The organism is Alkalimonas amylolytica (genome assembly GCF_900107845.1).
Classification (GTDB): Bacteria; Pseudomonadota; Gammaproteobacteria; order Enterobacterales; family Alteromonadaceae; genus Alkalimonas; species Alkalimonas amylolytica.
Genome location: NZ_FNRM01000001.1, coordinates 177151 through 202421 on the forward strand (window position 1 = coordinate 177151; position 25271 = coordinate 202421).

Sequence of the window (25271 nt, forward strand, 5' to 3'; positions counted from 1 at the left end):
CACACGGATAAGCCGCTAGTCTACGCAGTGGCACAGCAAAAAACAAGAATTATTATGCTGTTTTTGTGAATTTATATCCAAAAGTTGATTATAACTAAACCACTAGTCTGCCGGCACGGGATGACCGGCAGATGACAAAGCAGGTGTTGGCTTCAAACCTGCGGTTGAGCAATAGGCCGCACCCCCAGTAAATGGCAGATGGCATAGCTTAACTCGCTACGGTTCAACGTGTAAAAATGGAAATGTTCCACCCCTTCCCGGCTTAATACTTTCACCATTTCCATCGCAATATTGGCCGCTACCAGATTGCGGGTGGTAGCGTCTTGCTCCAGACCTTCGTAGGCATTATGCATCCAGCCAGGCACAGCCACATTGGTCAGGGCCGCAAACTTCAGCAACTGCTTAAAGTTGGTGACCGGTAAGATACCCGGGATGATGTCGACATCGATACCAACGGCAGCACAGCGATCGCGGTAACGCAAAAATTTTTCCACATCAAAAAAGAACTGGGTGATGGCGCGGGAGGCGCCGGCATCGACTTTTCGTTTTAAGTTCAGCAGATCAAATTGTGCATTGGGTGCTTCCGGGTGCACCTCTGGATAAGCTGCCACTGAAATATCAAAATCGGCCACTGAGCGTAGGATCTCGACCAGATCCGCAGCGTACAGCGCTGGCTTCTCTGTAGTGCCTGCAGGCAAATCACCTCGAAGCGCTACTATGTGGCGAATGCCATTGTCCCAATAATCACGCGCGATTTGTTTTAGTTCTTCAACACTGGCATCGACGCAGGTCAGATGCGGCGCTGCAATTAAGCCAGTACGTTGCTTGATGGATTTAATGATATCGTGGGTGCGATCACGTTCGCCGGAATTGGCACCATAAGTCACCGAAACAAAGCTCGGTGTCAAAGGGGCTAAACGCTCGATGGATTGCCAGAGCGTCTGCTCCATTTGCTCGGTTTTTGGTGGGAAAAACTCGAAACTGACCTTGGTTTTCCCTTGCACATCGTGCAAGTTGCGGTTAATGGCTTCTAAAAATTGGGCATGAGCAAAGGACATTTACGACGACCTCGGTAAATTAGCAACATTTGATAGTAACAACTGGCGGCTCAGCTGAGCCAAATCCGCATGCACACCACCGGCTGTCACGGTGCGACCAGCGCCGGGACCTTTGATGACCAAAGGCAGCTCCTGATACCAGTCGGATTCAATCACAAACACATTGTCGCAGGGTTGTATGCCGGCTAGCGGATCCGAACCCGCCACAGCAACCAGACGGACACTTGCTTCCACCCCGTCACCTGTTAGGCGAAGCTCACCAACATAACGCAGTTTCTTTGCTGCGGCCTGCGCTAAATGCTGCTGCATCAGAGCATCGAATTCAGCGCGCTGTTGCCAGAAATGATCCCAACTTGCGCCAGCCAGAGCTTCAGGAAGTAAAGGCTCCAGCGTGATATCGGCTAAATCCAGTGAGCAACCCAGTTCCCGGGCTAGCACCAGCAATTTGCGCTGAACGTCGCGACCAGATAAATCCTCACGCGGATCCGGCTCGGTATAGCCCAATGCTTTTGCCTGCAGCAGCAAGTCTGAAAATGCGCTGCTGCCATCATACTGACACAGCAACCAGGATAAAGTACCGGAGAAAATACCACTGATGCGCCGCACTCTATCGCCGGCGGATTGAAGCTCCTGCAGTGCCCGTTGCACAGGCAAGCCGGCACCAACCGTGGTATTGCTCAGCCAGTGAAGTTTGTGTTCGCTTAACAGGGTCCTGATCTGCAGGTACTTGCTTTCAGGCAGAGTGACGCCTTGCTTGTTGGCGCTGATAATATGGCAACCTGCGGCAATAAAGTCTGGGTACTGCTCGGCCAGGGCTTGGCTTGGAGTTAAATCAATCAACACCTTAGGAGCCGGTAAACGGGCAATTTCATGAAGTAGAGTATGCTGCTGCAAAGGCTCGGCCTGCTGCACCAGTGAAGGCAACTCAAGCGCTGTGGTAGGCTTTAGCACCATCTGTCGCGAATTAAATAATGCCGCCAATTGCAAACCATGGCTGCCCTGACAGCGCTGCTGATGTCCCGGTAATAAACGCAAAAACTCTGAACCCACATTGCCGGTACCGGCAACGATCAACTGAATCTCGGGGCGTGGCTGAGTACAATACTGATGCAGTTCGGCAAAACGCACGGCAGATAACTCCTGTTCAAATAACCAAACGGCCAACTCTTTGCTTTGATAACTGTGAGCGGGTCTTAGCTGCTGCAAGCAAGCCGCCACGTCAGCAGGTAAGGTCTCCTGCTGCACCGGCGCAGGCTTTAACCAAGCTACCGCATAATAGGGGGTGGTATCATGCACCGCATGCACCTGGCGCTCAGCCAGCAGCTGTACTGCCCGATCCGCAACAGTGGCTGGCAGCAACCACAAGTTGCCCTGTGCACTTTGCTGCAAGGACACCACAGGCTGCTGCAATTCGGCAGCCAACCAGTGCGCATCAAAGCCATGCAGGTCATGCACACTTAGTAGCACCATCTGCTTTAAATCGGTAACAAAACTGGCCTGGCAGCTGGCATCTGGTAGGATTTGACAACCTGGACGGGCCGGCTCAAAGCTGGAGCGCACCTGCAACTGAGTCTGACTGTTGTACAAAGGGGCCAGCGTGCGAGCGTGCAGTACCGGGTTCCCCAATTCAGCCAGCAAACAAGCCTGGCGCCAGCTGACCTGATGATAAGGTCGGGCCGCCGGTAAACGGCGTGGATCGCCGCTGTAAATCGCATCCACATCGGTCCAGATATGCACCTGCTGTGCTTGCACCAGTCGCCCCAGTATAGTGGCGGAATAGTCGCTACCATTTCGCCCCAGCGTCAGGCTGTGTCCGGCCGGATTACGACCAATAAAGCCGGTGACGACCTGAATGCCTTCCGTCCGCAGCGCCAGCAAATGCTGCTCGGACTCATCCCAGCGGATCTGTTGCCCTTCCACAGTTAGAAACTTCCGACTGTCCAGCCAATCGGCTTGCAGGCCGGATTGGCGCAACAAGCGACTCAACAGCAAGGCGGATAAAGATTCCCCCAATGCCAGCACATCAGCCGTTTGACCAGACTGAATCTGTGCAGGCAAAGCTACCAACCACTGGGTAAGCACGGTCAGCACTTCGTCTTGCCAAGGGGTAGTCAGGGTCTGACGAACCAGCTCAGTCAAAGCACCACCCAGCTCAGCTACGGCTTGCTTAATCGACTCGTCCTGACCGGTCAGCGCTAACAAAGCACACAGCTGATCGGTGGTTTTGCCTGGCGCAGACACTACCACCCAGCAATCACTGCCTGGTTGCAAGCCATGTTGCTGCACAATGGAGGCAACTGCCAGAAAGCGGCTGGAATTGGCCAGGCTGGTACCGCCAAATTTATGCACTTGGCTGTTACCGGCACGATCAAGTTTTCTTAAAGCTTGTGTTGTCATCATCTCACCATAAAGCGGTCAATGCCGGATTCAACGGCAATGACTGCGAAAAACCTTGTTTGCTATCAATAGCACCACTGGCACTCGGGCCTGATGCTTTGGCACTGGCCTGGTTGGTAGCAGGAGCACTCTGCGGTCGACCGGCCCGGCTGGCTGATTCCAACACAGCAAAGCCATGCGCTAAATCCGCCAGCAAATCGTCGATGGCCTCAATACCAACCGACAAACGCAACAGGGTTGGCCCTATACCTGCAGTTGCCTGGGCGCTGGCATCCATGGAGGCATGCGTCATGCTACCGGGATGACAAATCAGACTCTCGATACCGCCCAGCGATTGTGCCAGGGTAAAGCACTGCAATGCATCCAAAAAATCCTGCAAAAACACAGGGTCAACCGCCAGGTCAAAACTAAGCATGGCACCAAAGCCCTGCTGCTGGGCCTTCGCAATAGCATGGCCAGGGTGATCAACCAAGCCAGGGTAATAAACGTTACTGACCAAAGGCTGTTGCTGCAAAAAAGCGACGATCCGCTCAGCATTAGTTTGATGTTGTTGCATCCGTGGCAATAAGGTACGTAAACCACGGAGTGTCATGTAGGCATCAAAGGCTGCGCCGGTAATGCCCAGACAATTAGCCCACCATTTTAGTTCATCACCCACCGCTTGATCGGCGCAAATCAAAGCACCAGCCACCACATCGCTGTGACCATTGATGTACTTGGTGGTGGAGTGCACCACGATGTCTGCCCCCAATGCCAGTGGTTGCTGCAGTACCGGCGATAAAAAAGTGTTATCCACTACCACCCTTGCAGTCAGTTTTTTGGCCAACTGGCAAACAGCACGAATATCGGTGATTTGCAGCAAGGGATTGCTCGGTGTTTCCAGCCAAATCATCGCGGGCTGTGCGGCTTCAATCTGGCTGACCCAGTCCTTTTGCTGAAAATTGACAATCACCAGTTTAAAGCTGTGTTTACGCTCAGCCAGATTGGTAAAGAGCCGATAACTGCCACCATAGCAATCATGCGGGATCACCAAAGTATCAGCCGGTGTCAATAACTGCAGTGCCAGCAAACAAGCCGACATACCTGTATTGGTCACGATGGCTTTGGCCCCCCCCTCCAGCTCAGCCAAAGCCTCGGCCAGCAGATCGCGGGTTGGGTTGTTGGAGCGACTGTAATCATAAGCACCCGCCTGCCCGAGCGCCTTTAACCGATAGGTGGTGGTCAGGTACATCGGTGGCGTCACTGCATCATGGGCTGTGTCCTGGGCAATACCGGCCCGGGCCGCTATGGTAGCAAAGTGACGTTGGCTCATGCTGTAGCTCCTGAGTTATTTTAGATGTTTAGACGTCTAAAAGTATAACCAGATAAATGGCGATGTCAAAACTTTTCTCTGCTAAGATAAAGCTTATTGCCGGAAGGCTATTTGACTGGAACGCTAAAAGAGTTAAAATTTCGGCACTTGCTACCACCTTTTGCAGCAATGGATGGAAAGCACGGGTGATTGAGCATCTTACGACAACAACTACAAGGTATTGTTATGGCTAAATGGAATGGTGAATACATTCACCCCTATGCGGAACATGGTAAAAAATCCGAACAAGTCAAAAAAATCACTGTGTCTATTCCGCTGAATGTTCTGAAAGTTTTAACCGATGAACGCACCCGACGTCAGGTCAACAACCTGCGCCATGCCACCAACAGCGAATTGCTGTGCGAAGCTTTTTTGCATGCTTTTACTGGCCAACCATTGCCGGGCGATGACGATCTGCGCAAAGACAGCCCGCACCAGATCCCTCAGGAAGTGCGTGATATCCTGACCAGCATGGGCAAGCCAATCCCGGAAATCATTGAAGCAGAAAACGCCGAAGATTAAGCCGATCTTCACGAAAAAAAAACCGCAGCCAAGCTGCGGTTTTTTTTTACCGGCTTGCGCAACGCTAAATACGGGCCACACCTGAGGCGATGGCAGCATCGGAAACCGCTTTAGAAACCCGCTCCAGTAAGCGCGGATCCATTGGTTTGGGAATAATGTACTGTGGACCAAACTCAAGCGACGCAACCTCGGCTGCTTTTAACACTGCCTCTGACACAGGCTCTTTGGCAATGCTACGAATCGCTTCTACCGCCGCAATTTTCATTTCATCGTTGATCACGCTAGCCCTTACATCCAGGGCACCACGGAAAATAAATGGGAAACACAGCACGTTATTGACCTGATTCGGATAATCCGAACGGCCTGTGGCCATGATGATATCACTACGGGTGGCATGAGCCAGTTCAGGCTTGATTTCAGGATCCGGGTTGGAGCAGGCAAAAATCACCGGTTTATCGGCCATTAACTTCAGCGCTTCGGCTGGCAAGACATCCGGGCCAGACACCCCGACAAACACATCGGCACCTTCGAGTGCATCTTCCAGTGTGCGCTTATCGGTGTTGTTGGCAAACAGTTGCTTGTACTGGTTCAGATCGTCCCGCCGCGTGTGGATCACGCCTTTGGTATCCAGCATGTAAATGTATTCACGCTTGGCGCCGCATTTGATCAGCAACTCCATGCAGGCAATGGCCGCAGCACCAGCCCCCATACAAACGATGGTCGCTTTGCTGATATCTTTGCCCTGAATTTCCAGTGCATTTAGCATACCGGCAGCAGTGACTATGGCAGTGCCGTGCTGATCGTCATGAAATACCGGAATATTGCAGCGCTTGATCAACTCTTTTTCGATCTCAAAGCATTCAGGCGCCTTGATATCTTCTAAATTGATGCCACCAAAGGTATCAGCAATGTTGGCAACGGTATTGATAAACTCTTCGGTGGTGCGATGGCTGACTTCAATATCAATCGAGTCCAGGTTAGCAAAGCGCTTGAATAGCAGTGCTTTGCCTTCCATCACCGGCTTGGAAGCCATAGGTCCCAGGTTGCCCAAGCCCAAAATGGCCGAGCCATTGGAAATAACCGCCACCAGATTGCCTTTGGCGGTATACTTGTACACATCGTCCGGGTTTTCGGCAATGCAGCGCACCGGCTCAGCCACACCCGGGCTGTATGCCAGAGCCAGATCGCGAACCGTTTCTGCAGGTTTACTAATTTCAATGCTGATCTTACCTGGCGTTGGCTCTGCGTGGTATTTCAGTGCTTGTGCTTTAAAATCGGACATGATGATTTCCTGAATGATTTGTAGGGTGCATTCGGGCCAATTGCTTGACCATAAGCGGCGGGCTTGATGCAAGGCTGTTATTTTATCCGCTGGAGTTGCGGAAAAGAATCATTGTTCTGCACCTCGTACCAGTAGCCACGACCATCCAAAGATTAGTGCATTTACTCTGGATGTAAAGCCGTCTGGAATGATTTATAGCAAGTTTCCACAGTTTCGCCAAGCCTGAAAAAGCCGCAGCCGCTGGTGCACTGCAGAAGGATGCAGCCAGACTGGATGCTCATGCAACCAAAGCTATAGCTAACCCAGACAGAGACTACAACGCGACCAACAGCGACTGCATAAATTTTTTTTACGTCTCTTCCACTTCATCGATGCGAAAGAAGCGGATGGAGAGGGGGTAATTTTGAATGATACCCTCTTTTGCCTTGATGGCACCGAGCACACTAAAGGCGATAGAACAAATGACCAACGCCAGCAGGATCGGAAAACCAATAATGATGACAGTCAGCAATAAAGCAATAAAGCAATAAAGCACAAAACTTAAAATCCAGTTAAAAATCACTTTACCATGCCGGTCAATGGTGGCGTCTTCATTGCGCGATAGCCACATCACTAATGGCACCACCCAGCCGAGTATAGGCAAAATGAATGCACAAAGCTGGGCCAGATGCATCAACATGGTGTAGTGGTTGGTTTGCAAAAAAAACTGCTGCAGACTTATCGTGGACTGACTTAGGATTTTTTGTTTTTGCTCGGTATATTCCTGCTCAGTTAGAATGCCCTTCTCACGCAATTCGTTTAATTTTTCCAGTTGCTGCAAATCCATGCTCCCCCCCTGCATTCATTGAGTTCATAAACAACTTAGCCAAGATTACAGCAAACAGCAACTGAGTTCGTCCTTATCCGGAAAGATTCACACGATTCATAAAAGGCATTCGTTAGCGCTCCCAGTAAGCCTCTTCCAAACTGTCTTCGCGCTCAGGTAAACCTTTGCTGAGTCTGGAGGCGAATTGCACCAGGATCTCGTAACTCACCCTGTTGGCATATTTACAAATCTGAGCAAAAGATGAATACGCCAAATAGGGTTGCTCATGTTTACTAGACATTGGCTGCAACTGACGATGATGATGATTGGCTGCCATATCGTGCAGTAAGGCCGCTAAAGCACCATCACCAGCACCATTGGTGTTGGCAATGCGCTCTGGTCCACCAAGGTATGGATCAATATGCGAATAGACTTTCAGCGGCTGACGGCAATCACGCCGCAACATAGGCCGGCTGAATTCGTACCGGTTGAAGTCAGCGAGGCTGCCTGATTTGATCGGATGGCTGGTTTCGCGCTTAAGTGCTTCATCGGTGTAGCCACATAAGTAGAGCCCATCAGCGCCGGCAGTAATCAGTACCATATCCACCCATTCTAAGATAGTTTCAGCGGCCAAAAGCGGGTCAGCCTGGCCGGTAAGTGCCTCAGCCTCCTGCTCGTTCATTGCCAGAATTTGTACATGCTGGCTGGCCGTTTGCTGAATGCTGCTGCGCAGCTCCTCTACCAGATGACGAGTGCCCAGGCTCATCACCACTGGCACCTCAGCTTTATTAGCCAGTTGCAGGCTATGCTGCATCGCAGCGATGATAGGTTGACCGCTGGCGCGAAGCGGATAGGCACTTAGCACCAGTGCGGAGGCATTGGTCACCAGCTCAGCCGGAATACCGGCGGCTGTTAGCTGATCCATGTCGCCGGGGTCAATCACAAAAGTACGCTCGCCATCCGGTGTGATCAGAGTAATACCACGGCCAACATCGCCCTGGACCGCTTGCAAATGGTTTAAATCTACCTTGCTGCTGGTATGGCAAAGATAATGATAGGCCGGTGAGCCCAGCGTAATATTGGCCGACATCACACCAAGCAACACCGATTTATCATCTGCCAGCACGGAGTAATTGTGTACCGTGTTGCCGATGGTGCCACCAGCAAAATGATCGGAAATAGCACCCAGACTCAACAACTGCTGATAAATGCGATCGGCTTTGTCATGTTCAACCAGATTAGACAACCCCTTGCCAATTCCATGCTGCTGCAAAAAAGTATCATCGACTTTGGCAACCACATCAACAATCACCTGATCCAGCCCTACCACATAGGTATCGCGCCTCGGATCCACCTCAAAACGAGGTAATTCCGGTTTTGGAGCCGACACCGGAAAGTAATGTTTGATTTTACGATGACCTGGAAACTTCATCTTAAGAGCTGCCTCTGGCGCAAAAAGGGGCGCTAGTGTACTTGATTGCCAGGCTTCAGGCTACTTCATCGCGCAGGAAAACCAGCTCGCTGGCACTGGACTCTTGCTGACTGAAATAATAACCACCGCTATTAAAGCTCTGCAGTTGCTCGGCAGTCTTGATCCGATTGGTAATCACATAACGAGCCATCATGCCCCGGGCTTTTTTTGCATAGAAGCTGATCACCTTGTATTGGCCATTTTTGCAATCTTTAAATTGCACATTCAGCACCTTGGCCTGCAAGGCTTTAGGCTTTACTGCTTTAAAATATTCTTGCGACGCCAGGTTAAGTAACAATTCGGAGCCAAGCTCATCCAGTTGTTGGTTGAGCTGTTCACTGATCCTATCCTGCCAGAAGGCATAGAGAGTCTCACCCGCTGGGTTTTTAAGCCGGGTGCCCATTTCCAGTCGGTAGGCCTGCATTAAATCAAGCGGCCGCAGCACCCCATACAGGCCACTTAAAATCCGTAAATGCTGTTGTGCAAATCGCAGATCCTCTGGAGTCAAACTACTTGCATCCAGGCCCTGATAGACATCACCATTAAAAGCAAATAACGCTGGGCTGGCATTGTCTCTGGTAAAAGGCAGCTGCCAATCTGCGAAACGGGCAGCATTAAGGCCAGCCAACTTATCACTCAGCTTCATTAGTTTGGCAATATCCACCGGGGTTAGATCGCGGCAGATGTCAATCAGTTGCTTGGCATCTGCCAACATGGCCGGCTCGGTCCACTCCTCAACTGGAGCTGGGCGTTGCATGGCTAGATCCTTGGCAGGAGAAATTACCATCAGCATTCTGTTTATTCCTCTTGGTTGTCAGCACTTAGCCTCGTCGTTATCTAGCCTGCCGAGGCTGACGGAAGCGACAGTGCAGGTAGTTTGTAATGAGCCAAAAGTTGCTGGTGCAAGGCTGCAAAACGTTGCTGCCCTGCTTGGTCCAACTGGCTTTGCTGCAGCACCTGGCACAGCACACTGGCAACAGCTTGCAATTTATTGCTTGCTGGCAAGCTAGCAAGTGTCTGCCAAAGGCTTAACGCTAGATTGCTGTTGCCCGGCAGATACAGAAATGCTTGCCATAGCCGGCTCAAAGCCTGATGAAACGACTGCTCCCGATAATCCAGCTGCCCCTGTTGCATCAACCCTTTGGCTGCTTTCCAAAGTGTTGGGATCTGCTGCTGCCAGTACTGGCAGTATGCCAAATCAACCGAGCCGGTTAGCCCGCCCGCTAAGTTATGCCGCTGCAATCGCTCCATCACTGCGTCGGCTTGCTTAACATCAGCCATGGCCAACTTGACCAACGCCAGATCGATGAATGCAGCAACCGACCAGCTCCTTACATCCCCCTGCTCTGCTTCTGCCCGCCACTGATTCGCCTGATGCAATTTACCTTGCAGCAGAGCAATACGGGCTTGCACCAACAAGAGTTCAGGTTGCAACGTCTCGGTCAAAAAGCGTTTCGGAATGGCTTGCAAAGACTCTTCAGCTTTACTCAGCAAAGGATCCAATTTCAGCGACTTGCTTTGCATCGCTTTGAGCAGCAACATACGCGCGGGGTTTAAATAGTGTTGAGCCGAATCGAGCACACTGTAGCGATGCTGCTGGCTGGCTTTTTGCCAACAGCGTATCGCCTCATCCAGTTGCTGACAAAGACTGGCTAAAACTGCTTGCACCTGCAGCACTTCGACCGATTGAGGTAACGAACGTGCTAACTCCTGACAATGCAACAAGGCCTGCTCAGGTTGCTGTTGCAGTAACGCCAGACGGATCAACCAATCCAGTGCTTCTGGCCTGGTTTCTTCTGCTTTACTGAGCACCAACAGCATATTGCTGGCCTGATCCAGATCGCCAAGCTGGAACTGAGCAATCGCATGACCCAACAGGGCCCAACTAAGCTCTCTGCTTTGTAAAATTTGCTGGAACAATTGTGCGGCCAGCTGTGGCTGTTTATGCTGCAGCAATAATTCGCCTTTTAAGCGCAGCGCGTAGAGCGCATGCGGAGGGGACTCTCTGACAACCCGATCGCACTCAGCCAAAGCTACATCTGGTGCATTTGGCAAAGCCTGAAAAACTTTCCGTACCACCAACCTTTGCTGCATCGCTCTGGCCAGTCGTTTTTCCAGCGTAAGGTACGTAAAGGGTTTTTGAATGTAGCAATCAGGTTGCCGATCACTCAGACCAAAAACCGGTTGTCGCATCGACTCGGCACTGAGCATGGCGAAACAACAGCCCGCTTTTAAAAGCTCGCGCTTTTTGAGAGCATCAAACAGCTGAGCACCATTTAAACCATCACCCAGCTGAAAGTCAGCTAGAATAAAATCAAAGCTGTGCAGCTCTGCTTTTTCAAGTGCAGCACTGGCATCAGCTACAGCCGTAATGTGTTCGAAACCAATCTGCTGTAGCATGCCACGAATGGACGCACGAATGGGTTCGCAATCATCGACCAGAAGAATACGTTTCGTTTGGTAAAAACTGCTTTGGAAAATCATGGACGTCCTGTGATAAGTTTCCCGGTTAGAGCAGCGCCTGTCGGCCCATAACCGCACTATAGTAATATCGGCTTGTCTGCGCAATGGCTTTTGCCGCAGAACCAAATCAAACCGCAGGGAAGGCAACGGTTATGTTGTAATTTTCCTACATTAATTTATGATAAACGCTGAAAAATAGTTTTTCGGCCAAAAATGATGGTAATTAAACAATATGAGCACGCTACTTGATCAGCTAAAAGCCGTTACCACCGTGGTTGCAGATACCGGTGATCTGGACTCCATCGCGCAGTTTAAACCAGTGGATGCCACCACCAACCCATCCCTGTTATTGAATGCTAGTCAGCAAGTATCCAGCCAATCCATGCTCGACAACGCTATTCAGTATGCCAAAGTGAAGGCTCAGAATAGCCAGGACCAGCTACAACTTGCCTGCGATAAGTTTGCAGTGGATATCGGCACGGCCATCAGTAAGCTGGTACCGGGCCGGGTCTCAACCGAAGTGGATGCCCGTTTGTCTTTTGATACGCAAGCTACCATTGATAAGGCCCGACAGTTGATTGCGCTCTACCAGGAAAATGGGGTTGGCCCAGAACGGGTTCTGATTAAAATTGCCTCCACCTGGGAAGGCATACAGGCAGCCCGGGTATTGGAGCAAGAAGGCATTCAGTGCAACTTAACTTTATTGTTCCATAAAGCACAGGCCATAGCCTGTGCTGAAGCCGGTGTCTTTTTGATTTCACCTTTTGTCGGCCGTATTCTGGACTGGTACAAGGCCGCAACAGGTAAGGACTATACCGCTGAAACTGATCCAGGTGTGTTATCGGTGCGGGACATCTACCACTACTTCAAAGCACACGGATATGCCACCATTGTGATGGGTGCCAGCTTCCGCAATACCGGCGAAGTATTGGCATTAGCTGGTTGCGATCGCCTGACCATTAGCCCTGCCCTGCTGCAAGAACTGGCTCAACAACAAGGTGAGCTTACCGTATATTTACAGGATCATGGGGCCTCGTCGCCGCAGCCATCACCGATGACGGAAGCCGCATTTCGTTGGGCATTGAATGAAGATGCTATGGCCACCGAAAAGCTCGCGGAAGGCATCCGTAAATTTGCGGCTGATCAGTGCAAACTGGAGCAACTGTTACAGCAGCAACTATAACTAACCATCGCAGAAGGATTACATTATGAGCGCCCCCTGGCAGGCTCTGCAGCAACTGGCATCTGAGCCCTTTTCATTACGGCAGGCCTTTTCAGACGATCCGGAGCGCGCTCAGCGCTTCCGGCTTAACGCCTGCGACATTGAACTGGATTATTCCAAAAACCTGATCAACAGCAAACGCTGGCAACAACTGCTGGCATTGGCAGAGCATAGTGAGCTGCGCCAGCTGCGCTCACGCATGGCGGCCGGTGAAGCCATCAATCATACCGAACAGCGCAGTGTTGGCCATATGCGCTTACGTTTACCGGACCAGGCTTTAACGACGCTGGAAGATCAGGCTATCGCTGAAGCAATCCGTCTGTGCCGTCAGCAGATGACAGCGCTGGTCAATCAACTCAATACACAGAGCTATCTTGGCTATAAAGGCAAACCCATTACAGACTTAATCTGGGTCGGTATTGGTGGTTCCTTGCTCGGCCCACAAATGGCCTGTGAAGCGCTCAGCCCGTTCAACCAGAGCCCGCTGAAACTCCACTTTGCCGGCAACATTGATGGCGCTGTGGTGCATGATATCTGCAAGACCCTGAATCCGGAAACCTGCTTGGTGGTGGTCGCATCCAAATCCTTCGGTACCGAAGAAACCCGGCAGAATGCGCTGACTCTGCGGCAATGGTTCCTAGACCATGGCGCTGATCAGGCTGCGATTGCCCGGCATTTTTGGGCAACCAGCTCCAATATCAAGGCTGCCACTGAGTTTGGTATTGTACCAGAGCACATCCTGCCGATGTGGGATTGGGTGGGTGGCCGCTATTCCATCTGGTCGGCCATTGGCTTGCCATTGGCTTTGCAGCTTGGTAATGCACAGTTTGACCAATTCCTGGCCGGTGCCCATGCCATGGATCAACACTTTCTGCAGGCTGATCTCAGCAACAACATGCCGGTGGTATTGGCACTGCTTGGTATTTGGTACATCAACGGTATGGGCTGTCAAAGCCAGGCCTTGCTGCCTTACAATCATTATCTGCGTTTGCTCCCTTCCTATGTGCAACAACTGGATATGGAAAGCAACGGCAAACAGGTAGATCATGACGGACAACCGCTGGCGTGCGCCACGGCGCCTGTGATTTGGGGCGACGCCGGTACCAATGGCCAGCATGCCTACCATCAATTATTACATCAAAGCAAATTGGTTATCCCAGCTGATTTTATCCTGGCCGCCAAGCCTCAGCATGCTCTGTCGGACCATCACCTCAGACTGGCAGCCCACTGCTTTGCTCAAACGCAGGCACTGATGCAAGGTAAAACCATCATGGAAGCCAAAGCAGAATGTCTGGCACAGGGCTTGAGTGAAGAACAGGCCAGCAGATTAGCACCGCACAAAGCGTCACCCGGGAATAAACCCAGCAATACCATGCTGCTGCCTGAGCTGTCCCCCTTTTATTTGGGTGCCCTGCTGGCCTTGTACGAACACAAAGTGTTTTGCCAGGGAGCAATCTGGCAGCTTAACTCCTTTGATCAATGGGGTGTTGAGCTAGGGAAACAGTTATCTGGCCCTATTTATCAATCACTTAATGGCAAATCATCAAACTTTGACAGCTCTACTTCGGCCCTGATGTCCAGCCTGCAAAGACATCTGACCAGTAGCAAAATAGGGTAAAATGTCATCAGGCTGTCACTCTGAACCTTTATTTTTAGCGTCGTCTATGGTACATCTTTGTTGAAAATAACAACAACATCAGAGAGGCAGCTTAATGGAAAGCTTCGAAGACTTACTGAATATGTTGGAACGTCCGGCGCAAAAAGCGCGTGGTACGGGTAAACGAAAATGGCGGGAAATCGAGGCCATGAAAGAGCGGCAACGGTTAAAACGCGAACTGGCTGACATGGACTGGACCATCGAACCCGAACTGGATGACATCGAGTTATTTTAATAAAAACGCCCACATCGCAAGATGTGGGCGTTTTTATTGATAAGCTCGCATCACAACGTAGCTTGCAATGGCAACTGCCAATCAATCGGCTGTTGCCCTCGGGCTATAAGTGCTTCATTGGCTTGTAAAAAGTGATTGCAACCAAAGAACCCCCGGTAGGCTGATAGGGGGGATGGATGAGGCGCTGTCAGCACCGTATGCTGCTGACGGTTAATCAGACTCGCTTTGCGAATTGCATGCGACCCCCAGAGTAAAAACACCACATGCTGCGCCTCAGTGCTAATCGCGGCTATTACCTTATCGGTGAACTGCTCCCAGCCTAAATCTCGGTGCGAGTTGGCCTGATTGGCCACCACCGTCAGTGCTGTATTCAGCAAGAGTACCCCCTGCTCAGCCCATGCTTTCAGGTAACCATGGGAAGGGATCTGATAATCCGGATACTCATGTGCCAACTCTTTGAACATATTGCGCAACGAAGGCGGCACAGCAACACCAGGCCGTACCGAAAAAGCCAAGCCATGCGCCTGATTTGGCCCATGGTAAGGATCTTGCCCCAGAATCACCACTTTTAAATCGGCAAAACGAGTCAACTTAAAAGCACTGAAGACCTCTTTTTCTGGCGGGTAAATCACCTGGCCAGCTGCCCGCTCGGCTTGCACCTGCTGCATGATGTGTTGAAAGTAGGGCTGATGCTTCTCAGCCCCCAAGACATCCTGCCATTCAGGCATTGGCTTCAAGCGCATTCAGCAACTGCTCCAAGGCTGCAAAGTCGGCTGGTAGTTCTTTGCTCAGACTAGGTTCGGCCTGACACTTGGCCAAAGCCGGAGGCAATGCGATGGGGCACCCCAAAATATTTTCCACTTGTTCTTTAAACTTAGCTGGATGTGCCGTACCAAGAAAAATACCAATCTCGCCAGGCTGCAGCGAACGCTTGAGTGCCTTGTAAGCGACCGCAGCATGAGGCTCACTGATGTATCCATCGGCTGCAAGCTGCCGCATACCCAGCTGGGTGTCGTCTTCATCGACCGCCATGGCTTCAAGTGCCTCACGCTGAATGACGCCATGCTCGATCAGCGCTTCGACACGCGGCCAGTTGTTCGGTGCACTGATATCCATCGCATTGGATAAAGTGGCCTGAGTACGCTTAGGCAGCCACTGTCCATCACGCCAGTAGCGAGGTACTGTGTCGTTGATATTGGTTGCAGCCACCATACGCTTGAATGGCAATCCAAGCGCCTTCGCAATCAACCCCGCAGTAACATTGCCAAAGTTACCGCTCGGTACAGCAAATACCACGTCCTTACGCCGCTCGGCCGGCAGCTGAGCCAAGGCCTCAAAGTAATAACAAACCTGTGCCAGTAAACGACTAATATTGATTGAGTTGGCGGAGTTGATATTCAGCCGCTGCACTAACTCTTTCTGATCGAACACCTGCTTCACCAACGCCTGACATTGATCAAAGTCCCCTTCAATGGCGACACTGGTAATGTTCTCACCCAGGGTAGAAAACAGCTTTTCCTGCAGGCTGCTGATCTTACCTTTAGGATACAGAATCACTACTTGCACACCTGGTTGGCGATAGAAAGCTTGCGCTACCGCAGCCCCGGTATCACCGGATGTCGCTGTCACTATGGTCACTTTTTGCTGTTGTTGCGCTTTGGCCAGAGCCTGCGCCATAAAGCGCCCACCAAAGTCTTTGAACGCCAACGTTGGGCCATGAAAGAGTTCCAGGCAATACAGGTCATCTTTCACCAGCTGTAGAGGCGCGGGAAAGGTAAAAGCCTGCTGCACCATCTGCTGAATTTCATCCGGCGATAGCTCATCACCGAACAATGCTTGCATGATTTCACTGCTGCGCTCTACCAAGGGCAGCGCTAACAAAGCCTCACAATCCAGCTTTGGCCAGTGGGTGGGGAAAAACAACCCCTGTTGTTGGCCAAGGCCAGTTCGTACTGCCTGCAAAAAACTGACTTGCTCACTGGCAACTTTTAAATTCACTAACTGCATTGGGTTGGATCCTTCACTGCTCGAGCCCCTGCTGAGGCCAGTCGACAAATATGCGTCATCGCATCCTGATTTTTTTCATAATGGCTAGCCAGATAAGTGGCTGCCTTTGCGGCGATCTGCTCCGATTGACAGAGCGCAAATACGGTAGGACCAGCACCGGAAATACCAACGTGGGCAACGCCCAGCTCCGTTAAAGCCTGACGCAACGCGGGTAGCTCGGGCATAAGCAAAGCACGGGCTGGCTCTGCCACCACATCGTGCAATGCCGCTATAGCGTCCACTTCGTCCTGACAATACAAAGCCGAAACAAAACGGCTAAGGCCTGCTGCGAATTCAATACTGGTTTTCAGCGGCAATTGCGATGGTATGGCAGCTCTGGCTGCTTTGGTTGAAAGCGTGGTACCAGGATAACTGAGTACCACCTGCCAATGGTCAAACCAAGGCAAATTCCGGCACAAATGGGCACTACCTGGCAGCATCAACTGTAAACCACCCAAATAGGATGGCGCCACATTGTCATAATGGACGGAGCCACTGACGCCACCTTCCGCTTCTGCCATCAACTGCAACAACTCTGCCTTGCTTAATGGCTCAGCAAAATAATGATTAAAGGCGAAGCAGGCCACTACTATAGAGCAAGCACTGGAGCCAAGTCCACTGCCGACCGGCAGCTCCTTGAACAGATGCAGATCCAGTCCCGGCAGAGTTTTACCGACACGTTGTTGGAACAATTGATAGCAGTGTAAAATCAGATTGTCAGTGCTGTCGGTGGGCAGTTGATGCTGATAACGCCCACTGAGGCTTAATTTAGTTGTGGCGCATTCACCGCGAATTGCCAACACATCGCCGAGCACCTGCCCATTGACCGGTTCAAAAGCGGCACCAAGCAAATCAAAGCCCGCGCTAAAATTGCCGGTGGATGCCGGTGCATAATAATACTGTGTCATGCTGATGGCTCCGCTCAAACTTCCTGCTGCCAGGACAAGGTCCGCAGAATATCACTAAACACCCCAGCCGAAGTTACCGCCGCACCCGCACCATAACCACGCAGCACAAAAGGGATCGGTTGGTAATAACGGCTGTGAATCGCCAGCGCATTTTCACCATCTTTAACTTTTGAAAGTGGATGATCATCAGCCAGCGCCTTGATAGCCACCTGACACTTGCCATCACGGATTTCACCAATATAGCGCAGCACCTTGCCTTCGGCTTTGGCAGCAGCAACCCGGTCAGCAAAAGCAGCATCGGCTTGTGGCAGTCGGGTTAAGAAGTCGTCGATGGAACCAGAGGCATCAAAATCTGCTGGCAACACCGACTCCACCTCCACCTGATCCAGCTCCAGCTCCAAACCTGACTCCCGCGCCATGATAAGCAGCTTACGCGCCACATCCATGCCGGATAGGTCATCCCGCGGATCTGGCTCCGTGAAACCCATAGCCTTGGCTTTCAGAGTCACTTCGGACAAGCTCAGCCCTTGTTCCAGCATGCCGAAAATGTACGATAAAGAACCAGACAAAATGCCTTCAAAAGCCAGCAGCTCGTCACCGGCGTTCAGCAACCCTTGTAAGGTATCAATCACTGGCAACCCGGCACCGACTGTGGTTTCATACAAAAAGCGGCGGCGATGCTGCTGGGCCGTTTGACGCAGCTGACGGTAATACGCCATGCTGGCAGTATTGGCTTTTTTGTTCGGGGTTACCACATGAAAACCAGCAGCGAGAAAGTCGGCGTATTGACCCGCAATGGCTTCAGCACTGGTGCAATCCACCAGCACAGGATTGATCAGGTGCTGTTCCTGCACAAACTGATTAAGTGTCTGCAACGAAAAGCTATGTTTACTTTGCGCCAACTGCGATTGCCACTCGGCTAAATCGACACCGTCGGGCTGCAGCAGCAATTGCTGACTGTTAGCAATGCCATAGACTTTCAGTTTAACGTGGCGCTGCTGCAGGAAAGCCTGCTGCCGTTTGATCTGCGCCAATAGCTCGGCCCCCACCACCCCACAACCCACTAAAAACACATCGATGCTGGGAATGTGACTGAAAAAGTTTTCATGACAGACTTTGACAGCATCCTGGCAGGACGACTGTGCCACCACGGCAGAAATCGAGCGCTCACTGCTGTCCTGCGCAATGGCCACTATGTTGACCCTGGCTTGAGCAAGCGAGGCGAAAAATTTTGCCGCAACTCCTTTATGCTGACGCATGCCATCCCCAACCAGGCTGACAATCGCCATATCAGCTGCAATATCCAAAGGCCGCAGCAGGTTGTTTTGCAGTTCAAGTTCAAATTCAGCTTCCAGCGCTTTTTGCGCTGCGGTTAAGTGCAGTTGAGGCACACAAAAGCTAATGCTGAACTCGGACGAGGACTGGGTGATAAGGTTCACCGAAATATTGGCCCGAGCCATAGTGGCAAAAACCCGGCTGGCCATTCCAACCACACCTTTAAGCCCAGGGCCAGATACCGTTATAAGTGCCAGATGCTGCAAGCTGGAAATACCTTTCACCAGCGACTCACCATCGCCCTGACTAGCAATGCAGGTGCCAGGTGCTGACGGGTTCAGGGTATTTTTGATATAGCAGGGGATGCCATAGCGAGCCAGCGGACCTATGGTTTTAGGGTGCAAAACCTTAGCACCGAAGTAAGACAGCTCCATGGCTTCATCGTACGATAAACGTTCAATCAACTGCGTTTGCTTCACCTGACGCGGATCCGCACTGTAGACACCATCGACATCGGTCCAGATTTCACAAGCATTTGCCTGAATACTGGCTGCAATGATGGCCGCCGAGTAATCTGAGCCATTGCGCCCCAGCAAACAAGTTTCCCCCTGTGCATTGCTGGAAACAAAACCGGCCAGCAGGTATACCTGAGCGGGCGAAGCGGCGATAGCCGTTTTCAGTGCTTGCTCCGAGCCTTTAATATCGGCAGTGGCATTAAGATAATCGCCTTCACTACGCACACATTCAATGGCCGATAACAAAGCTACTTTAACCCCTTTCGCCTGCAATAGAGCCTGCATCAATGCCACACTAAACTGCTCACCGAGTCCGAGCAATTGCGCTTTGATGTGATCAGGGCAGTGCCGCAGCAGTTGCACCCCCTGCAACCGCTGTGCTAACAGCTCCAGCTGGCCTTGCATCAAGACCTGTACTGAAGTGAGTTGCTCGGCACCAGCTTGTATGGCAGCTTCATCCAGCAATTGCTGATAGCGCTGCTGCAGGCTTTGCAGCAAATCTTGATAATCGGCTCCCATATAGGCCAGATCGGTGAGCTCAACCAGCAGGTTGGTTACGCCTTGCGGCGCAGACAAGACCAGACAAAGCTCGGTTTGCCGGGCACTGTCTGCAACAATAGCAGCCACATCCTGAAAGCGTGCGACTGAAGCCAGCGAAGACCCGCCAAATTTTAGCACTCGCATGTATTACTCCTGAATCATTCAACTTGTTGGTCTATTTTGAACCTGGTTGCAACTCTTGGGTCTTAATGCCCTTATTCCCATGAGCCTTCACACTGCGAAGCTGCCGCAGCCTGCCTGCATGTCGAAGCTCTGTGGGTAAAAACAAAAAACCCGTGACGGGTGAGGTCACGGGTTTTCTGGCGACAAAGCACCACCGACCTCCTACCCCGACAGGGTGGTGGTAATAATAATGGTGGTAGTGAGTGTCAGTAATTTTTTCATAGCGCCCATAATGCACAGACTTGTAGACGTCTGTCAATAGTTAATCAACGTGAATCTTAATTTACCTTTTGCAGCACCTTTTGCAAGTCATCCCGGTAGCAGGTGCTTCGGTTACGCCCTTGTCGCTTCGAAACATACAACGCTACGTCGGCACACTGCAGTAAATCATGCGCTTCCTGATGTCGATGTGGATTCAACTCGGCAACCCCTAAACTGATGGTGGCACGAATAATACGCTGATTGAACAACAACTGATGAGCTGCTACCTGACGGCAAATCCGCTCTGCAACTTCGTTAGCACCACTTTGGCTGGTATTCGGTAAAATAATCCCGAACTCTTCCCCACCATAGCGCCCGAGAAAATCTGACTCACGCAACAGGCTCTGAATGAAGCTGGCCAACTCAATCAGTACAAAATCTCCACCCAGATGGCCATAGTCATCATTCAGCTGTTTGAATTTATCCAAATCAAACAAAATCAGTGACAAGGGCTGGTGATAGCGTTTAGCTCGCAAGACCTCGGATTGTAATAACTGCTCCCAGTAACTGCGGTTGTAAAGCTTAGTAAGGCCATCCAGTCGGTTCGCTTGCTGCAGAGCCTGCATATTACGCTGCAATTCTAACTGATAAATGCTGACATCGGTGGCGTCCTCAATCAGCAAGCAGATAAAGGTTTCGCCGGTATGGGGGTGGACCAATGGTAGCATGCTGCAGTTTTGCATCATGTAGTCGCTGCCACCACTGACAGGTCGAAGATGTGGCAGTTTTAATACATAAGGGCGCTGTTCCCAGGAGCTAAAGGTTGGCGCGTTTAACGCCACAACACTATCCAGTTTTCGCTTCAGCCAGGCTTCCGGTAAGTCAGTAAACACATCAAACACCGACTTATGCCGGACTTCGGCCAAAGGTACACCTAGCCGACGTTCAATAAACTGGTTGTAAAAGCTGATGCCATAGTCTGTGCTTAACACCAATACACCGCTGTTTAATTGCTGCAATATCGGCATCGCCAGCCAATGCGCGTCCATCCGTACTCCTCGCCTATCAATGCTGCTCGCTTGTGCACACTTGTTGTGTATCCGAACCCTTTCCTATCAATAATCCTGCAAAATATCATCCAGCTGCTGCTGCAGCGTCTGCAAAGCAGTGCCCGGAATCAGCAAAATCATATCGCATTGAAAAGCATAATCTGTCACTTGATATTGAATATTGACCTGCAAAGCTACGTTCCAACGGCTCGCCAGGGCTTGCAGACGCTCAACCAGCTGATTATTCTGGCAATTCAGTTGCCGCGGAGCACTGTAGGACAAGGTGCTACCTAACTGTGCTGCCAAACTATTTAAAAAGGTGGTGGTGAGTATAGAACTAATATCGGTCAACATTTCCGCATCGCTGACCTCGCTTTGCTGATAACCAAGAATAGCGGCCAGCTGTTTTGCGCTGCTAAAGTTGTAGAGCAACATCGCTTCGCCCTGCATGCCAGCTGGACCAATAAACCCCTGACTGATCAGGTGTGCCTCTTTATCGGCATACAATTCTCTCAATTGCGCAGGCATATCACTGGCTCGAACCACCTGCATTGCAGGCACCTGCAAATGAACCAGCGTATCTAAAAAGCGTGCTAACTGGTCACTGGCGAGGCCCATGGAAACATTCATCAGTTCCTGCAATGCATCCTGCTGGTCTGGCGTCAGCATGGTCATTAGATTAACCCGTACTGGTGCATAATGTGGGCGAGTTTGTCGCTGTTCACCGGCTTTTGAATAAAAGCCAAAGCACCGAGTTCAGCGACGCGTTTTTGCATCTCAGGTTGAATGTCGGCAGAAATCACAATCACAACACACTTCAACTGCCGGGCTTTAATGGCTTCCAACACACCGATGCCATCGAGCTCTGGCATAGTCAAATCAAGAAAGACCACCCCAACTTCTTGCGAGCTAAGAATATCCAGTGCTTCCAGGCCATTGGATGCCGTGAGAATCTCAGCAGCAAAGCCCTCCGGTAAACTTTTTTTTACTTGCTTACGTGCTAATACCGAATCATCACAAATTAAAGCGGTTAAGCTCATTCTACGGCTCTCTTTTAATTATGAGTGCTTATTGTATTTTTAATTTCTTGGCGTTACCCGCAGTCTTTCATCGACTATAACCAGAAGCTAAATACAATGCAAGTCAGCACAAATTCTGCTACTTTAGCAAAAAAACACAGTTCAACTATGGCGGCCCATGGAGCCAGTTAAAGACCCCATTGTGTTCCTTGGTGCAGGCAACTAATCTGAAAATTAGGCTATAGTCATAGGTGGGCGCTATACTGATGCTTGCCACACAAACAAGCCTGACAAAAATAAATATCATGCTGTTTTTAAAGGACCATCTATGCAGCAAAGAAGTTTATCCAGAACCCTGCTGACCAAAGTATTATCTGTGTATTTTATTCTGACCTTTGTGGTCACGCTTGCTCAGATCGGTGCTGAATACTTCAATACCAAACGCTATATCAACAGTGAACTTGCTACCTTGCAACAAACCTTTTCTGGGAGCCTAACCCGTGCGATCTGGGAATTGAACACCCAGCAGGCCCTGGTGATTGCGGATGGTTTACTGGCTATTCCTGCGGTGGAAGGCATTATTGTGCGTGATGATAGCGGCACCGTCATCACTCAACTTGGTCGTCATGTGGACATCAGTCAGCGCCATGGCAGTGAATTGGTCCGTGAGGGTATTCAACTCGCTGAACAACAGTCCGGCCTTTTTGGTTATACCTTCCCGCTGATTTTCGAGTTTTCCGGCCGTGCTACCCAGGTCGGTGATGTCACCTTATTCTCCAGCCGCGCCATTGTTATTGATCGGATAAAGATTGGTATTTTCTTTCTGATCGGCAACGCTATGTTGAAAACCACCTTCTTAATCATTCTGTTTTTATTCGCGTTTCGCCGTTATCTGACAGAGCCGCTTGGTGAGTTAACTCAGCAAATTGAAGATCTGGAGCTGGATCATCTGGAAGGGACCCGGATCGAAGCAGGCCGGGCACAAAACAGCGTTGAGCTTGGCGTAATGACCACAGCCTTCAACCGGCTCATTCGTCGGGTTCAAGATTACAAAGCAGAACTCGAAAGCACCCAAAAAGAGTTGTTGGTGAGCAATGAAAAGTTGGATCAACACAATCTGGTGCTGGAACAGGAAGTGGCACGCAAAACCTCAGGCCTCAGCCAAGCCATGATGGATTTACAACAGCAAAAACAACAACTTGAAGTAAAGCAGCAAAGTCTGAAAGAAGAAATCGAACGCCGTCGTCATATCGAGCATGCGCTGCGCAACAAGCAGACCGAGCTGGAAAATCTGGTCGATGATTTAAAGCAAACTCAAGATCGTCTGGTGCAATCGGAGAAAATGGCCGCTCTTGGTGGACTTGTCGCAGGCATCACTCACGAAGTCAATACACCGGTCGGTATCGGCGTAACCGCTACCAGTTTTTTAGCCGAGAAAATTCAGACATTGCAAAAAGCCTATCAGGAAAAAACACTCTCACCAAAAAACCTGGAGCAATTTATTGCTGAAGCAAGTGAAACAACCAGTTTGCTTGAGTCCAATCTAAACAGAGCATCCGATCTGATCGCCAGTTTTAAACAAATCGCAGTCGATCAAACCAGCGAAGCTATCCGCACCATCCGGCTGGATACTTACATACAGGAAGTCATCCGCTCTTTGCATCCGCACTTCAAGAAAACCAAGCATCAGGTGGATGTAAACTGTCCGGCTGATCTGCAGCTAACCTGCCCAGCGGGGGCTATTTCGCAAATCTTTACCAATTTGCTGATGAACTCACTGATCCATGGTTTTGAGGAGCAGGAACAAGGCCACATTCGTATCACGGTACTGGAGGATGGCGACGACATTGATATCCGCTTCAGCGACGATGGTAAAGGACTCACTGCTGATCAGCTGGAGAGGCTCTTCCATCCCTTCTTTACCACTAAACGTGAGGCGGGTGGCAGTGGCCTGGGAACTCATATCACCTACAATCTGGTGCGCCAAACCCTGAAAGGTAGTATTGAAGTAAGCAGTGAGCCAGGCAAAGGCCTGCACTACCACATACGCTTTCCAAAACAATTAGCCAGCTAATACCAACACAGAAACAGTCGCTGGCATTGTACCGGCGGCTGACCGCACGTTATACTGCCCGCTTTTCAGCACAACTGAGTGAGTTATGTGGTTTAAAAATAGTCGTGTCTATCAATTAAGTTCCCCATTGTCTGTTGACCTCGCTGCTCTGGAGCAGGCACTGGTTGAGTTTCGTTTTACCCCTTGCTCTGGTCAGCAACAAAGTAGCCAGGGATTTAGTTTTCCTTTTGAATCGGCACAGAGCTATTGTTACCAAAACCAACACTATCTGTTTTTCGCTATCAAACGACAGGAAAAGCTACTACCAGCAACGGTTGTGCAAGAAGAAATGCAACCACGTCTTGAGGCGCTAGAAGCTGAAAAAGGCCGAGCGCTAAGCCGCAAAGAAAAAGACAGCATCAAAGAGGATGTCACTTTTGAATTGTTACCTCGAGCGTTTAGCAAAACCCAGCTGGTGCTAGCCTGCTATGACCAGAACAAACAGCGCATTATGATCAACACCAGCAGTAGTAGCCGGGCTGAAGATGTGCTGGCTTTGCTGCGGAAAGCTATTGGCTCTTTACCAGCGCTGCCCTGGCTGGATCCATACCGTCTAAGCAATTGCCTGCAACTCTGGCTGCAGTCTGAGCAGTTACCTTCATCTTTTCAGCTTGGGCACGAAGTAGAGCTTAAGGCGCCAGACGAAGAAGGTGCCAAAGTACGCTTTAGTAATCACTTGCTTACAACCGAGGAAGTGCAGAGCCATCTTCAGGACAAGCAGGTGACCCGACTGGAGCTGCACCAGGAAGAAGGCTTGAGTCTGAAAGTCTGCGACGATGGCAGCCTGAAAAGTATTCGCTACCATGACAGCATCAGCAGTAAAAACGACGAGCTGGGCTGGGAAGATGCTGACGCCAGGCTGGCTGCGGATTCCCTGTTGATGGCTTCAACCCTGAGCGCTGCGCTTGAGCAGATCGCTCAGGCTGTGACTGTGACCAAGGACGAATAAAACACAGTGA

Annotated in this window: 21 protein-coding genes; 6 read left to right on the forward strand and 15 right to left on the reverse strand. The window is 50.7% G+C overall.

Annotated elements, in window-relative coordinates:
• Positions 1 to 152: 152 nt before the first annotated feature.
• From metF to metB, 3 genes are read right to left on the reverse strand one after another with little or no spacing between them, the layout of a single operon-like run.
• The gene (gene metF, locus BLW37_RS00785) at positions 153 to 1058 is read right to left on the reverse strand and encodes a methylenetetrahydrofolate reductase (protein WP_091338018.1); all 906 of its coding nucleotides are present in this window, start codon (positions 1056 to 1058) and stop codon (positions 153 to 155) included.
• On the reverse strand, positions 1059 to 3455 hold the full coding sequence (gene metL, locus BLW37_RS00790) for a bifunctional aspartate kinase/homoserine dehydrogenase II (protein ID WP_091338020.1): 2397 nt from the start codon (positions 3453 to 3455) through the stop codon (positions 1059 to 1061).
• A 4-nt stretch (positions 3456 to 3459) separates the two neighbouring features.
• Positions 3460 to 4767, reverse strand: coding sequence for a cystathionine gamma-synthase (gene metB / locus BLW37_RS00795; RefSeq protein WP_091338023.1), 1308 nt, complete (start codon positions 4765 to 4767; stop codon positions 3460 to 3462).
• 225 nt (positions 4768 to 4992) lie between these two features.
• Between metB and metJ the strand changes: the two genes are divergently transcribed.
• Positions 4993 to 5328, forward strand: coding sequence for a met regulon transcriptional regulator MetJ (metJ, locus tag BLW37_RS00800; protein WP_091338026.1), 336 nt, complete (start codon positions 4993 to 4995; stop codon positions 5326 to 5328).
• Positions 5329 to 5392: 64 nt separating this feature from the next.
• Here the strand turns inward: metJ and BLW37_RS00805 are convergent, their stop codons facing one another.
• The 5 genes from BLW37_RS00805 to BLW37_RS00825 all read right to left on the reverse strand — a co-directional run bounded on the left by BLW37_RS00805 (position 5393) and on the right by BLW37_RS00825 (position 11370).
• Positions 5393 to 6610 (reverse strand): malic enzyme-like NAD(P)-binding protein, encoded by a 1218-nt coding sequence (locus tag BLW37_RS00805; protein WP_091338029.1) that lies wholly within the window; start codon positions 6608 to 6610, stop codon positions 5393 to 5395.
• A 349-nt stretch (positions 6611 to 6959) separates the two neighbouring features.
• Positions 6960 to 7436 carry a magnetosome magnetite crystal formation protein family gene (locus BLW37_RS00810; protein WP_091338031.1) on the reverse strand — a complete coding sequence of 159 codons (477 nt, stop codon included), beginning with the start codon at positions 7434 to 7436 and terminating at the stop codon, positions 6960 to 6962.
• 112 nt (positions 7437 to 7548) lie between these two features.
• Positions 7549 to 8847 carry an inosine/guanosine kinase gene (locus BLW37_RS00815; RefSeq protein ID WP_091338033.1) on the reverse strand — a complete coding sequence of 433 codons (1299 nt, stop codon included), beginning with the start codon at positions 8845 to 8847 and terminating at the stop codon, positions 7549 to 7551.
• Positions 8848 to 8902: 55 nt separating this feature from the next.
• On the reverse strand, positions 8903 to 9679 hold the full coding sequence (yaaA, locus tag BLW37_RS00820) for a peroxide stress protein YaaA (RefSeq protein WP_091338036.1): 777 nt from the start codon (positions 9677 to 9679) through the stop codon (positions 8903 to 8905).
• A 44-nt stretch (positions 9680 to 9723) separates the two neighbouring features.
• Positions 9724 to 11370, reverse strand: coding sequence for a response regulator (locus BLW37_RS00825; protein ID WP_091338037.1), 1647 nt, complete (start codon positions 11368 to 11370; stop codon positions 9724 to 9726).
• A gap of 211 nt (positions 11371 to 11581) precedes the next feature.
• Between BLW37_RS00825 and tal the strand changes: the two genes are divergently transcribed.
• From tal to BLW37_RS00840, 3 genes are all read left to right on the forward strand, one after another.
• Positions 11582 to 12532 carry a transaldolase gene (tal, locus tag BLW37_RS00830; RefSeq protein WP_091338040.1) on the forward strand — a complete coding sequence of 317 codons (951 nt, stop codon included), beginning with the start codon at positions 11582 to 11584 and terminating at the stop codon, positions 12530 to 12532.
• 25 nt (positions 12533 to 12557) lie between these two features.
• Positions 12558 to 14189, forward strand: a complete 1632-nt coding sequence (gene pgi / locus BLW37_RS00835) for a glucose-6-phosphate isomerase (protein WP_091338043.1) — start codon at positions 12558 to 12560, stop codon at positions 14187 to 14189.
• A 94-nt stretch (positions 14190 to 14283) separates the two neighbouring features.
• A complete protein-coding gene (locus tag BLW37_RS00840; protein WP_091338045.1) occupies positions 14284 to 14463 on the forward strand; it encodes a DUF3545 family protein in 180 nt (59 codons plus the stop codon).
• Between the two features lie 50 nt (positions 14464 to 14513).
• Here the strand turns inward: BLW37_RS00840 and ung are convergent, their stop codons facing one another.
• From ung to BLW37_RS00875, 7 genes are all read right to left on the reverse strand, one after another.
• On the reverse strand, positions 14514 to 15191 hold the full coding sequence (ung, locus tag BLW37_RS00845; protein WP_091339519.1) for a uracil-DNA glycosylase: 678 nt from the start codon (positions 15189 to 15191) through the stop codon (positions 14514 to 14516).
• On the reverse strand, positions 15184 to 16470 hold the full coding sequence (gene thrC / locus BLW37_RS00850; protein ID WP_091338047.1) for a threonine synthase: 1287 nt from the start codon (positions 16468 to 16470) through the stop codon (positions 15184 to 15186). The genes ung and thrC overlap by 8 nt, the downstream gene beginning before the upstream one ends.
• Positions 16461 to 17417, reverse strand: coding sequence for a homoserine kinase (gene thrB, locus BLW37_RS00855; RefSeq protein ID WP_091339521.1), 957 nt, complete (start codon positions 17415 to 17417; stop codon positions 16461 to 16463). Before thrB ends, thrC begins: the two co-directional genes overlap by 10 nt.
• Positions 17418 to 17431: 14 nt before the next feature.
• The gene (gene thrA, locus BLW37_RS00860; RefSeq protein WP_091338050.1) at positions 17432 to 19891 is read right to left on the reverse strand and encodes a bifunctional aspartate kinase/homoserine dehydrogenase I; all 2460 of its coding nucleotides are present in this window, start codon (positions 19889 to 19891) and stop codon (positions 17432 to 17434) included.
• 317 nt (positions 19892 to 20208) lie between these two features.
• Positions 20209 to 21180 (reverse strand): sensor domain-containing diguanylate cyclase, encoded by a 972-nt coding sequence (locus tag BLW37_RS00865; protein ID WP_091338052.1) that lies wholly within the window; start codon positions 21178 to 21180, stop codon positions 20209 to 20211.
• A 66-nt stretch (positions 21181 to 21246) separates the two neighbouring features.
• Positions 21247 to 21855, reverse strand: coding sequence for a chemotaxis protein CheC (locus BLW37_RS00870; protein ID WP_091338055.1), 609 nt, complete (start codon positions 21853 to 21855; stop codon positions 21247 to 21249).
• A complete protein-coding gene (locus tag BLW37_RS00875) occupies positions 21855 to 22220 on the reverse strand; it encodes a response regulator (RefSeq protein WP_091338058.1) in 366 nt (121 codons plus the stop codon). The genes BLW37_RS00870 and BLW37_RS00875 overlap by 1 nt, the downstream gene beginning before the upstream one ends.
• Positions 22221 to 22527: 307 nt before the next feature.
• On the opposite strand from BLW37_RS00875, the gene BLW37_RS00880 reads away from it, so the two are divergent.
• Both BLW37_RS00880 and BLW37_RS00885 read left to right on the forward strand, forming a co-directional pair.
• Positions 22528 to 24273, forward strand: a complete 1746-nt coding sequence (locus tag BLW37_RS00880) for a sensor histidine kinase (protein WP_091338059.1) — start codon at positions 22528 to 22530, stop codon at positions 24271 to 24273.
• A gap of 85 nt (positions 24274 to 24358) precedes the next feature.
• Positions 24359 to 25261, forward strand: coding sequence for a recombination-associated protein RdgC (locus BLW37_RS00885; protein WP_091338061.1), 903 nt, complete (start codon positions 24359 to 24361; stop codon positions 25259 to 25261).
• The last annotated feature ends 10 nt before the right edge of the window (positions 25262 to 25271 follow it).

Bases quoted from the DNA above. Each gene is read 5' to 3' on its own strand.
- thrB (WP_091339521.1), bottom strand. From the start codon at position 17,417: ATGACACAGTATTATTATGCACCGGCATCCACCGGCAATTTTAGCGCG.
- BLW37_RS00810 (WP_091338031.1), bottom strand. From the start codon at position 7,436: ATGGATTTGCAGCAACTGGAAAAATTAAACGAATTGCGTGAGAAGGGC.
- BLW37_RS00880 (WP_091338059.1), top strand. From the start codon at position 22,528: ATGCAGCAAAGAAGTTTATCCAGAACCCTGCTGACCAAAGTATTATCT.
- metF (WP_091338018.1), bottom strand. From the start codon at position 1,058: ATGTCCTTTGCTCATGCCCAATTTTTAGAAGCCATTAACCGCAACTTG.
- BLW37_RS00825 (WP_091338037.1), bottom strand. From the start codon at position 11,370: ATGATTTTCCAAAGCAGTTTTTACCAAACGAAACGTATTCTTCTGGTC.
- metL (WP_091338020.1), bottom strand. From the start codon at position 3,455: ATGACAACACAAGCTTTAAGAAAACTTGATCGTGCCGGTAACAGCCAA.
- BLW37_RS00875 (WP_091338058.1), bottom strand. From the start codon at position 22,220: ATGAGCTTAACCGCTTTAATTTGTGATGATTCGGTATTAGCACGTAAG.
- pgi (WP_091338043.1), top strand. From the start codon at position 12,558: ATGAGCGCCCCCTGGCAGGCTCTGCAGCAACTGGCATCTGAGCCCTTT.
- BLW37_RS00840 (WP_091338045.1), top strand. From the start codon at position 14,284: ATGGAAAGCTTCGAAGACTTACTGAATATGTTGGAACGTCCGGCGCAA.
- BLW37_RS00885 (WP_091338061.1), top strand. From the start codon at position 24,359: ATGTGGTTTAAAAATAGTCGTGTCTATCAATTAAGTTCCCCATTGTCT.
- metB (WP_091338023.1), bottom strand. From the start codon at position 4,767: ATGAGCCAACGTCACTTTGCTACCATAGCGGCCCGGGCCGGTATTGCC.
- tal (WP_091338040.1), top strand. From the start codon at position 11,582: ATGAGCACGCTACTTGATCAGCTAAAAGCCGTTACCACCGTGGTTGCA.
- BLW37_RS00815 (WP_091338033.1), bottom strand. From the start codon at position 8,847: ATGAAGTTTCCAGGTCATCGTAAAATCAAACATTACTTTCCGGTGTCG.
- thrC (WP_091338047.1), bottom strand. From the start codon at position 16,470: ATGCAGTTAGTGAATTTAAAAGTTGCCAGTGAGCAAGTCAGTTTTTTG.
- BLW37_RS00865 (WP_091338052.1), bottom strand. From the start codon at position 21,180: ATGGACGCGCATTGGCTGGCGATGCCGATATTGCAGCAATTAAACAGC.
- ung (WP_091339519.1), bottom strand. From the start codon at position 15,191: ATGCCTGAATGGCAGGATGTCTTGGGGGCTGAGAAGCATCAGCCCTAC.
- thrA (WP_091338050.1), bottom strand. From the start codon at position 19,891: ATGCGAGTGCTAAAATTTGGCGGGTCTTCGCTGGCTTCAGTCGCACGC.
- yaaA (WP_091338036.1), bottom strand. From the start codon at position 9,679: ATGCTGATGGTAATTTCTCCTGCCAAGGATCTAGCCATGCAACGCCCA.
- BLW37_RS00805 (WP_091338029.1), bottom strand. From the start codon at position 6,610: ATGTCCGATTTTAAAGCACAAGCACTGAAATACCACGCAGAGCCAACG.
- metJ (WP_091338026.1), top strand. From the start codon at position 4,993: ATGGCTAAATGGAATGGTGAATACATTCACCCCTATGCGGAACATGGT.
- BLW37_RS00870 (WP_091338055.1), bottom strand. From the start codon at position 21,855: ATGACCATGCTGACGCCAGACCAGCAGGATGCATTGCAGGAACTGATG.